At 43.4% G+C, this 799-nt stretch carries 1 protein-coding gene and 2 rRNA genes; all 3 read left to right on the top strand.

Translation table 11 applies throughout. The features are described from left to right. A 23S ribosomal RNA gene (locus tag AOG27_RS20880) occupies positions 1 to 201 on the top strand; the annotation flags it as partial. Positions 202 to 325: 124 nt separating this feature from the next. Then, positions 326 to 440: ribosomal RNA gene (gene rrf / locus AOG27_RS20875) — 5S ribosomal RNA — on the top strand. Between the two features lie 242 nt (positions 441 to 682). Further along, on the top strand, positions 683 to 799 hold a 117-nt coding region (locus tag AOG27_RS21995), incomplete at its 3' end, for a helix-turn-helix domain-containing protein (RefSeq protein WP_161804357.1).

Here is a 799-nt window from a genome sequence, read left to right as displayed (position 1 = left end):
CAATGGCACTGCCCGGTAGCTACGTTCGGAACTGATAAGCGCTGAAAGCATCTAAGCGCGAAGCAGGCCTCGAGATGAGTTCTCACTAGACTTTTAAAGTCTCTGAAGGGCCGTTGAAGACTACAACGTTGATAGGCAGGATGTGGAAGTGGTGTGAGCCATTAAGCTAACCTGTACTAATTACCCGTGAGGCTTAACCATACAACGCCAAACGCGTTTTATGACAGCGTAACAGACAGAAGTTAAGAGACTAAAGTAGATATTTACTTGATATCAGAATTCCAGATTTTAGTTAATTGCAACAGCGATTAACGAACCAAATTTGCTTGGTGACAATAGCGTTTTGGACCCACCTGACCCCATGCCGAACTCAGTAGTGAAACGAAACAGCGCCGATGATAGTGTAGCAGCTGCTATGTGAAAGTAGGTCATCGCCAGGCTCCAAATAAGAGAAAGCCCGATTCGAAAGAGTCGGGCTTTTTTGCGTTTGGAGCTTTCAGCCAGGTAGATTGGGTAGAGCGGAGCGAAACGAAACCCAACGTGAGTTAGCGAGTTATACCATTCCGCTTAAATATCTGATCTAATATAGGCTATATAAAATCACCGGCTAATAACATTGAATTCAAACATATCTGAACAGCTTTTAGCGCTTTCTCGAAAAGAACCAAACGCACGAAAACGCATGCGATTGCTCGCAGTGTCTTTATTTTATGAGGGTAATAGCCGAACCGATATTGCAAAACGTCTAAACACTGCAAGAAGTAGTGTGAATAAATGGGTTTCTAGTTACCTAGAGTAT

It is taken from the genome of Pseudoalteromonas lipolytica (assembly GCF_001306915.1).
In the GTDB taxonomy this organism is placed as follows: domain Bacteria; phylum Pseudomonadota; class Gammaproteobacteria; order Enterobacterales; family Alteromonadaceae; genus Pseudoalteromonas; species Pseudoalteromonas simplex.
Note: the sequence above shows the minus strand (reverse complement) of the source record. Positions and strands in the feature narration are given on the sequence as shown.